This is a genomic window from Paenibacillus sp. 2TAB19, assembly GCF_052115185.1.
In the GTDB taxonomy this organism is placed as follows: Bacteria; Bacillota; Bacilli; order Paenibacillales; family Paenibacillaceae; genus Pristimantibacillus.
The window spans coordinates 25,673-35,913 of sequence record NZ_JBFRGE010000067.1; the positions used below are offsets into that span (position 1 = coordinate 25,673).

Annotated in this window: 4 protein-coding genes; 3 read left to right on the plus strand and 1 reads right to left on the minus strand. The window is 51.0% G+C overall.

Annotated elements, in window-relative coordinates; translation table 11 throughout:
• The first annotated feature begins 5 nt into the window (after positions 1 to 5).
• Positions 6 to 971, plus strand: coding sequence for an acetylxylan esterase (locus tag AB4Z33_RS23675; protein ID WP_442052252.1), 966 nt, complete (start codon positions 6 to 8; stop codon positions 969 to 971).
• Positions 972 to 1,266: 295 nt separating this feature from the next.
• Here AB4Z33_RS23675 and AB4Z33_RS23680 read toward each other — a convergent pair whose 3' ends face one another.
• Entirely contained in the window at positions 1,267 to 4,587 is a 3,321-nt protein-coding gene (locus AB4Z33_RS23680) for an S-layer homology domain-containing protein (RefSeq protein ID WP_442052253.1), read from the minus strand.
• Positions 4,588 to 4,774: 187 nt separating this feature from the next.
• Here AB4Z33_RS23680 and AB4Z33_RS23685 point away from each other — a divergent pair, with 187 nt between their 5' ends.
• Both AB4Z33_RS23685 and AB4Z33_RS23690 read left to right on the plus strand, forming a co-directional pair.
• Positions 4,775 to 7,387, plus strand: a complete 2,613-nt coding sequence (locus AB4Z33_RS23685; protein ID WP_442052254.1) for a LuxR C-terminal-related transcriptional regulator — start codon at positions 4,775 to 4,777, stop codon at positions 7,385 to 7,387.
• 122 nt (positions 7,388 to 7,509) lie between these two features.
• Positions 7,510 to 9,972, plus strand: a complete 2,463-nt coding sequence (locus tag AB4Z33_RS23690) for a beta-propeller domain-containing protein (RefSeq protein WP_442052255.1) — start codon at positions 7,510 to 7,512, stop codon at positions 9,970 to 9,972.
• Positions 9,973 to 10,241: the final 269 nt, after the last annotated feature.

Consider the following 10,241-nt stretch of genomic DNA (forward strand, 5'->3'; position numbering starts at 1 on the left):
AGAGTATGGGGTATGTTTCCGAGGTATCGAGGCAATTGTACGACTATTCTCCCGCTTTAACGAAAAAAGAAGATTTCGACCAATTTTGGTCGGACACCCTCCGTCAGGCAAAATCGGTACCGCTTCAATCCGCAAAACAGCAAATCGATTATCCGAGCCCGCTTGTCAGCGTGTACGATATTTCCTATTGCGGAATGGACGAGACGAGGATCAATGGTTGGTTTATCGTGCCTACGTTCTTAGGTAAAGACAACTATCCATGCATCATTCATTATCATGGATTCACCGGCAGCCGCGGCACGCCATCAAACTTTATGCACTGGATAACGATGGGCTTCGCCGTTCTATCAATTGATGTCCGAGACCAAGGCGGCAGCACGGGCGACAGCGCCGTCTATACGAGCGGACACATGACGAACGTGATCTGCAAAGGCGTACATAACAAAGACGAATATTATTTCCGTCACGCCTACATGGACTGCTTGAAGGCGATCGACTTTGCTTGCCAGCAACCGGAAGTGGATCCGGCCCGGATCGTCATCGAAGGCGGCAGCCAAGGCGGCGCGCTCGGCATGGCGGTATGCGCGCTGGACGACAGACCCGTTCTGGCGCTCGTCGACGTGCCAAGCAACAGCAATATCGTAAGCCGCGTCGAAGGCAATCACGGCGCGTTCGCGAGCGTTACCGATTATTTGAAGAGACACCCAGAGCAAACCGATCTCGTATTCGATAACCTGAGCTATTTTGACACGATGAATATGGCGGACCGGATTAAATGCCGCGTCTTCGCCTCGGCAGCGCTGAAAGACGAGGTATGTCCTGCGCAAATGTACTTTGCCACTTATAACCGAATCACTAGCGAGAAAGAAATCGTCCTCTATCCTTTCAACGGTCACGAGGGCGGCGGCTCAGGTCATTTGGAGAAAAAGCTGGCGTTCGTTCGAGCGCATTATTCGGAGTGGTTTGAATAGCATTTGAAATAAAGGGAATTCCTCCAGTTATTTATTGGCAAATACCGCAGGAAGTATAGAATAACGGGATTTCCTCATGTTAATTTCACCAATATCACCCATTCGACTGAGAAACAGAATTCTTAACGGGAGAAATTCCATCTATTTGATAAAAGTTGACAGGAAGGTCAGCAATAAAAGGAGAAATTCCAGTTATTTCGTTCAATACCTATTTGACCAAGGTCGAAGGGCACACCGAAGCAAAACAAAGGCAGGCAAGGACATCTATTGCTAGAGTCCTTGCCTGCCTCTTTTGTTATTTATCCAACAAGCCTGCTGCTTGCAGCATATTGTATATCACGACTGTGCCTTGCGCGCGGTTAGCCGCTGCCGTTGGAGCGAAGCTGCCGTTCGGTTGTCCTTGCACGATACCGTGCTTCACCGCGTAGGCTATTGCCTTCTTCGCCCACGGTGCAATGTTGTCCTTGTCTGTGAACGAGGCCAATAGCTGCGTCGTTTCCTCATCCGACAGCTCGACTGCCGCACCTGTAAGCTTAAGCGCATTATAGACGATGGTTAAGAGCTCCTGACGGTTCACCTTTTGGTTTGGTCTGAACGAACCGTCGGTGAATCCGCTTATGATGCCGAGCTCGCTTGCCGTTGCAATCGCTCCGCCATACCACTGCTCTGCCGCCACATCCGTGAAGCTTGGCGACTGGCTGGATGCAGAGGAAGCTTCCTGAATGCCCAGCGACCTTAAGATCAACGTCGCGAACTGTGCCCGGTTCAGCTCTCCGAATGGCTGGAACAGCTCGTCCGTCATACCATTTACGATAAATTTGTTGCTAAGCACTCCGATCGCATTCGCTGCATATGGAGCTGCCGTTCCGTCCGAGAATGTATTCGTATGACGAATCACTGTAAACACAGCATCGCCCTTCAAATGGAGAACTGCAGTCTGATTKACGCCGAACAACGTAGGCAACGGATACGATACCGCACCGCTAGAGTCAAGCGCTACGCCCATATGTTCGCGGCCGATTGGATTGCCGGAAACATTCGATACAGGCAACAAGAATTGCGCATAACCACGCTTGAATACGACCGGCTTACTTTGGCCTGACTTCGATATTGCTGTAAGTCCGAACCGTACAGTCGAAGCCCCGATTGGCTGAACAGCTCCACCGTCGCTTGACGGAATGAGTGTTTCCTTGGACACACGAATCCGTATCGATGCAACATCTCCGTCCAATTCTCGCAATAGATCGGCAAGCTTCAGCTTCAGCGTGCCGAAGCCCGTCCGCAGCTCGATAACGGCATTGGGACTCGTTAATGCCAGCTGGATAAGCGACTGCGGAAGACCGAGGTCGATCCAATTGCTGTTCGCGTCGAAACGCAATACGATGGAATCCGGAGCATCCTCGCTGCCTAGCAGCTGTTCCACGCCCGCCTCGCTAATGTCAACATTAACTCCGCCTGCGCCAGCTGTAACTATAGCATCCTTCAGAAGACCTTGCGCCGCTTCATCCTCCTGACCGTCAACTACAACGTTAATCGGAGGCGCTGCTTCCGGTTCCGTCACTGCCTCTTCAGGTCCGCTATTATTGCCGCCTGAGCCTGAACGGCTTACGGACAACGTATATTCCCGCTTCACACTATCTTCGGACGTTACCTCGACCAAGATCGTTTTTGATGCGCCAGCCGCGATGGAGATGGCAGCCGAGGCCTCCCCGCTATCGACAACGGCGCCGTTAACGATAATCTGAGCATCCTCATCAAATGCCTCCGGCGTTAACGTGAACTTGCTGTCGCCCGCGCCAAGCGTAATCGAATACACCTGCGTACCTGATTCGAACGGCGTATTCCATGTCCCTTTGGATGAAGTTAATCCAGCAAGACGGTTAGCCGTAAAAGCAAACTTATTCAGCGTGCTGCCATAGAAGTCGGTTGCGTAGACGTCACCGTTGCCGTCTACGCCAACTTTGCCCAAACCATGGAATGATCCTTCGTCCGTTCCCCAAATTTCATCCACCAACAACCCTTCGGGACTGAATTTGAGAATAGATCCGCTGCTTGAATCCGCCACATACACATTTCCCGCTTCGTCTACGTCAATATCATTAATAGAGCCTATACTCCAATCACCCTCAAGCCAATCCACCGACACCTGTTCCCCTTCGAATGAAAAAACTTGAATAACACTGGAGGTAGAAGCATACACAAGCTCTCTTTCATTGTCTACGGCAATAGCAGTTGGATTGAAATAATAGGAATCTACTGCAATCCCCTCGAATTCGCGAAGCTCATTCCCGCTTGGATCCAGCACGAGGACTCTATGACCTACATTGTCCGCCACGTATACGTTGTTATTCCTGTCTATCTCGATATCTCTAGGATCGTTAAGATACGTATAGAAGGGAAGCAGATCACCGCTAGCGGCGGCGTATTTATAAAGATTGTAAAAGTCCGATATATATACGTTGCTATCGGAATCCACGGCAACTCCCGTAGGATAGAAATTGTTCCCCCCGCCTTGAGCTTGAACAAAGTTCAGATCGGAATCAAACTTCTGAACCCGCTGATTGCCAATGTCGGCTACATAAACAAACCCGTCCTTGTCGATAGCGACATGATCTGGATAATAGAACTTGCCAAGCTCGTCTCCGAAGCTTCCCCAGCTGTCAAGGGACTCAAGCTCAGCATTGAATTGTTGAATACGGGCATTATAGCCGTCGACGACATATACAAGTCCATCGCTCGATACGGCAACCCCCCTTGGGCTGTCAAATTGACCGCTCGCTACTCCTTCCGAACCGACCGCAATGCTTTCCCAATCCTCACCGAAACGAATAAGCTGGTCCCCATCCTCGTCGGTCACATACAGATGACCTTCTCGACCGAACGCTATATTTTTTATAGAATCGATCTCGACCGTACTGCCCTCCTGCCCGTTCTCCCACTCGTCGACTAACATACCATCCATATCGATGACGAGAATACGGCTGTTGCTCTCTGCTATGTATAATTGTCCGCCATTGCCAAAAACGATATCCTCTGGTGATTCAAAGCTTTGCGCCCCATCCGAGCCCAAATAACTGCTTGTGAACTGAATCCGGTTAGGATCGTCCACCTCTACATCAAGGAGCACCCAAATACGGTTCAATGAAGAATCCGTCAGCAGTACGTCGCCGCTTTCATCATGCACGGCAATCCCGCTTATGCTGTCGAACTGTTCCGCCCCATCCCATTCATTGACTACAGTGAAATTGTATTCCTCGTCAACGGATACCTTGTGTACCCTATGATTGTCATACACAACATACAAGTACCCGTCAGCGCTTATCGTAACTAACTCGGGATTCCCATCCCCAACCCAATCCCACTCAGCAAGCTCCTGTCCCGTTGGATCAAACACACGAATCTGCTCGTTGCCGGAATCGGCAACGAATACCGTACCTTCTCCGTTCACGGCAACGTCAGTCGCCCCATTAAAGTAGATATTRGACTCCGGCGCCCTCCGCTCAAATACGTAATCATCGTTCCCCCCGGCGGCGTTTGCCGTTCCAGACGTCCCTGCAAGCACGGTCGAGCCGACAACAGCAGCGGCAAACATAAGCTTCCCAAATCGTTGAACCAATGTGTGTCGTAAGTATGATTTCACGATAATCACTTCCCTTTCGTTACAACTCTATTAGGTGGGTATAAGGATACCTCGAAAAAAGTCGAAAAACGATTAACAAAAGTTAATCATCTATCGATTTTCAAATAAAAAGTCTTATATAATAGAAAGAAATTAGAAGTCTGTCGAATGATGCGGAGGAGCTATGATTCCAACAGCTGGATACATCCTGTTAAAAACGAAAACTACGCCGCCCGCCGTCAAAAGCGGGCTCATTTCGCGTGAAAGATTGGTTGCCGGAATAAACCGCAGCATGCAAGGTCGGCTAACGGCGGTATGCGCCCCTGCCGGATACGGTAAGACGACGCTGCTCAGCCAATGGATTAGCCAATGCGATTATTCCGTAGCTTGGGTCGCGCTGGATGAATACGACAACGATACGATACGATTTTGGCGATATGTGACTCAGTCATTAATTGAAGCGGCAGATGCCGTCCAAGCGGAGCGGCTAACAGAGCTGCTGCTTCATCTGCCCAATCTGTCTATAACGATGTTTATCGATGTGCTTATCAATGAGCTGTTCCTTGCCCTTGAGCCGCTTGCGCTCGTCTGGGATGACTATCAGTTCATTCACCTTGAGGATATACATACGAGCGTCGTCTACTTCATCGACCGGCTGCCTAAGCATGTCCATGTGCTTCTCGCCAGCCGCAGCGAGCTGCCGTTCCGGGTGGCCAAGTGGACGTCGCGCGGTGAGCATACCGAGGTCGATGCCCGTCAATTGCAATTTTCGCTGGATGAGGCTGAATCCTATTATGCAACGAGCACCGCTGTAGCGCTGACACGACTGCATGTAGAATCGCTGCATCAGCGAACGGAAGGTTGGATCACCGCCTTGCAGCTCATATCGATCTCGCTTGAAGGTGCCTCTGTTATCGAATCGATTATCGATAGCTTCTCAGGCGAGCATCGTATGATTGGCAATTATTTGTTCCAAGAGGTGCTTGCGCGTCTTCCCGAACCCGTTGCTCAGTTTCTATACAGGACGTCAATGCTGACTCGAATGGATGCCGAGCTATGCGACGCTTTAGCTGGAACGTTCGGCGGCAGCAAGATGCTCGAAGAGCTGAAAGCCCGCAACCTGTTTCTCGTTCCGCTCGATGAGAATAACGTTTGGTTCCGTTATCATCACTTGTTCGCCGAATTTCTTCAGAACCAATCGAAGAAGCTTCATATGGACCATTGGCTCGCCCATAACCGTAATGCAAGCATAAGCTTCGCAGCGCGAGGGTTCATGGAGGAAGCAATCGATTATGCGGTAGCTTCAGGCGATTTCCTGCTGACGGAACAACTGCTGGAGAAGCAAGCGCCGATAATGCTGCGGAAAGGCGAATTCGCTACGCTGGCTAGGTGGTTCGACAGCTTTCCCGCCGAATCCGAGCGACGTACGCCCGAGATGGGTTTGCTGAATGCTTTCATACTAATCGTGACAGGACAAGCACCACGCGCTGAAGCGATGATGGGCCACATTGAGAGCCAATTCGCTAATATAGAAGCTGGTGAACGACGCGGCCAGCTGCATAGCGGCTTGCTGTTCGTGAAGTCCAATCTGCTCTTCACGAGCGGATTGTTCGAGCAGTGGCTATCCTTCGCCAAGACAGATTCGATGCTGATGCTGCCGCAGGACTCGATCTACTACAATTTCAATTACAATTTATCGGAGCCGCTCGTCAGACGCACCTCCTTCGGCATGAAAGGCGTCCTTACCGCTGATACGGAAAGTATCGCGCACTTATTCACCGGCCTGCTCGCAGCCCACAACTGGAATGAATCGCTTATTAACCTTTATGTCATGCAGTCATTATGCGAAGGCTATTACGAATGGAATCGACTTGATCGTGCAACAGCGCAGATCCCCGCCATCGACCGCGCAGCCCGCGCCAAGAGAACGCTCGGCCTGTTCATCCCTAATCGAATTACGCAGGCGTATATCCATATGGCTGAAGAAGATCCGGAGCTTGCTCATCTCACGATCGACGAAGCTTTGCAGTTATCCAGCAGTTGGACAGGCTTTGATATGCACTGGCGCCATACCTTAATCGCTTGCAAAATCCGCCTGTACTTGAGTGAAGGCAAGCTTGCATCTGCGAAGAAGGAATTGCCGGGGCTAGGTGTCGCACCTAAGGATCGTCCGCTATTCAGCAGCTTTTACAAATATACGACCTATGTCCGTGTGCTTGCTGCCCAGCGCAAGGAGCTAGACGCGCTGCGATTGCTTCGCTTGCTGAGACCGCAGGCAGAACGAGAGGCTTGTTTAGTAAGCCTTGTAGAAATATCCATACTGACAGCGTGCATCGAAGAGCAGCGCGGGCAACGGGTCAAAGCGCTCCACTCGCTCCATGCGGCGCTTGTTATGACAGCGCCGTTCGGTTATATGCGCAGCTATCTCGATGAAGGCGACAAGCTCGCCTCCTTGATCCGCGCCTACGCGAAGCAGCGGGAGGCGAATAAGCTGGAGCCTGCGCTCATAACCGGTGTATCGGACGAGTATATGACCGCGTTGCTTGCGGCTTTCCCAACGAAGCCCCAAGAGCACGATGCTGCCTCCGCTCTGCCCGAACCGCTAAGCCGCGGCGAGCTTCAGCTTCTGTTGCTGCTTCGGAAAGGGGCCTCCAATAAGCAGATTGCCGCCGCTCTCACTCTTTCCGAGGGAACGGTTAAGGTGTATCTCTCCCGTATTTACGGCAAGCTTGGCGTATCCTCAAGAACACAAGCTCTGCTCGCCATACAAGACCTCCAATTGCTAGACGAAGAATAAGAAATTATTTCCTTAACTCGCTTCAAGAGGCGCAACCAATGCGCCTCTTGACTCGTTTATGGAAGTAACTGGACTTACTTGATTGCTGCTATTGGTTGCTATATAAGAGGAGGGTCATAAAGATGCGAAGAAAAGGCTTATTAGCCGCGTTGCTCGCCATCCTGCTGCTGATTTCGCCGGGAGGCGCAGGATTATGGAGCAGCGARGCTGCAGCACAGGCGGAGATTGCCATTAAAGTGAACGGAGTCCCTCTAAGCTTGTCGACAGCTGCATTCATTGAGAACGGCAGCGTGCTCGTCCCGCTTCGGGAGATCGCCGAGGCGCTCGGAGCTGACGTTGGTTACAGGACGAGCGATAACGGAGCAAAGGAAGCAACGCTTATACGAGGTGAACAGACGGCTGCATTAACGATTGGCTCGACAACGATGATTGCGAATGGCAAATCGGTTAAGCTAGCCGTTGCCCCCCGTCTGCTGGGCAAGGTAACGATCGTACCGCTGCGCGCGCTATCGGAAGCGCTCGGAACTGTCGTCGCGTGGGACGCTCGGAACAAGCTCGTTACGATTAACGAGCCCGAAGAGCTTCCGGTTATCGGAACAGCGGAGAAGTTGAAGGAGATTATGCAGTCCGTCTCCCCGAACGACAACATTTATTACTTGGAAGGTGGAGTACTAGAAGATTCCAAGGATTCAGCGCAGGCGGACGGAGGCTCGGCCGCCCCTGAAGCAGAGGGAAGCGCAAGTAATGACTACTCTCAGACGAACGTGCAAGTCGCAGGCGTCGATGAGGCCGATTATGCCAAGACTGACGGACGGTTCATTTATCAGATCAGCGGCTCGCAGGTGCTTGTCATATCCATCGCCGACCCGGCTAAGCCTAAGCTGATTACACAGCTTGATTATACGTCCGAGAAAGGCTTCGTTCCGCAGGAGCTATATGCGGACGGCAAGAGACTCATCGTCATAGGCGGGAAGAGTACGTATGGCTACTATTTGTATGATAAAGGGCTTGTCGATACAGCTGACCCCGTGGCCGAGGCCAGCAACGAAGCTATCGACACCAAAGATTCCCCTTCGTTGGTAGACAAGAGAGCGATTATGCCTTCTATTCCTACTCGCAGCCTCGTCCAAACATTCGTTTACGAGATGGATGATTCCGGCATGCCAAAGCAAGTAAGAAGGATTGAACAAGAAGGCAGCTATGTCGACTCTCGCAAGGTCGGCAGCTCGCTCTATGTTATAAGCAATAAATTCAGTTATTATTACCCGGTACTCGATGACCGCAACACAGTCAGTCCTGAGGCCGTTCAATCCTTCGAGCCTGTATACGGGGACTCCGTAATATCCGATAAGCAGCAGTCGCTGCCGTTATCAGACATTCGTTATTTCCCTGGCTCGCAGGACAGCAGCATGCTTCTCATCGGCTCGCTCGATCTGGATCAACCCGAACAGAAGCTGCAGTTATCGGCTTATCTTGGGGCTGGCCAGACGGTATACGCTTCGGAGAAACATCTCTATGTCACGACGACGAAGTATGTACAACAATCAGGCAATTTGGGCACGGAGCAGACGCAAATTTACAAGTTCCGCTTGGATCAAGGCCATATTGTCTATATCGGCAACGGTTCAGTACCGGGCACCTTGCTTAACCAATATTCCATGGATGAGCATAACGGTTATTTCCGAGTCGCCGTCACGAAAGGAAATATGTGGGCTAGCGGTGCGGACACGGCAACGAACAATCTATATGTGCTGGATGAAAATTTGACGATAGCCGGCAAGCTGGAAGGACTCGCTCCCGGCGAGCGTATCTATTCCGTTCGCTTCATGGGCAATCGCGCCTATATGGTGACGTTCCGCAACGTCGATCCGCTCTTCGCTATCGACCTGCGCAATCCAGCCAAACCTGCCGTGCTCGGCCAGTTGAAAATACCGGGCTACAGCAATTATTTACACCCGTACGACGAGAATCATTTGATCGGCTTCGGCAAGGAGACCGTTCTCGTAACAACCGGCGAAGGTATGAGTCCGGATTCAGCGACCGCCTTCTACCAAGGGATGAAGATCGCCATGTTCGACGTTACCAACGTCAATAAGCCTATCGAGCAGTTCAAGGAAATCATCGGCGATCGAGGTACAGACTCCGAGCTGCTGAGCGACCATAAAGCGTTGCTATTTGCCAAGGATAAAGGGTTTATGGCTTTCCCGGTACAGCTTCATGAGATTAAGAACAAAGAAAATCTCGCGCCCGGCCAATTCCCGGCTTATGGCGAGTTCACTTATCAAGGCGCATACGTGTATAAGGTTGACTTGAAGCAAGGCTTCACCCTTCGCGGAACCATCACGCATCTGTCCGATGAAGATCTGCTTAAGAGCGGTCAATACGGCTTTGATTACAGCAAAGCGGTCAAACGCATCCTTTATGCAGGCGACACCCTGTACACGTTGTCGGACAGCATGCTGAAGGCGAACAACCTCGACAGCTTAAAGGAGCGCGGAAGCTTAACCTATCCGAAGTCATCCTATCCGAATACGGCTTATCCGGGCGGCCCGGAGACATTGCCGATGCCAATGATCGAAGAATAGGTCGAAACGAAGGCCGGAAATCGCGCTTGCTGCGGTTCCGGCCTTTTTGATATGAGCTATATTGGATTTCTGCACTAACTTTGATCGTTATCTATAGTTTTATTCCGTTCGAGAGAAAAGTTACCGCTAATATCCATTGTAGCTTGAAATATCGAGTTGAGTCCGTATACTTGTGTAAAAAGCTAGGATCTCAAAAAAAGGGAGCCATAGCCAAAATCCTCGTTTAGAATGGAGTTGTCGAGACAACATTCATTGGAGGGATTTTGGTA

Bases quoted from the DNA above. Each gene is read 5' to 3' on its own strand.
- AB4Z33_RS23675 (WP_442052252.1), top strand. From the start codon at position 6: ATGGGGTATGTTTCCGAGGTATCGAGGCAATTGTACGACTATTCTCCC.
- AB4Z33_RS23685 (WP_442052254.1), top strand. From the start codon at position 4,775: ATGATTCCAACAGCTGGATACATCCTGTTAAAAACGAAAACTACGCCG.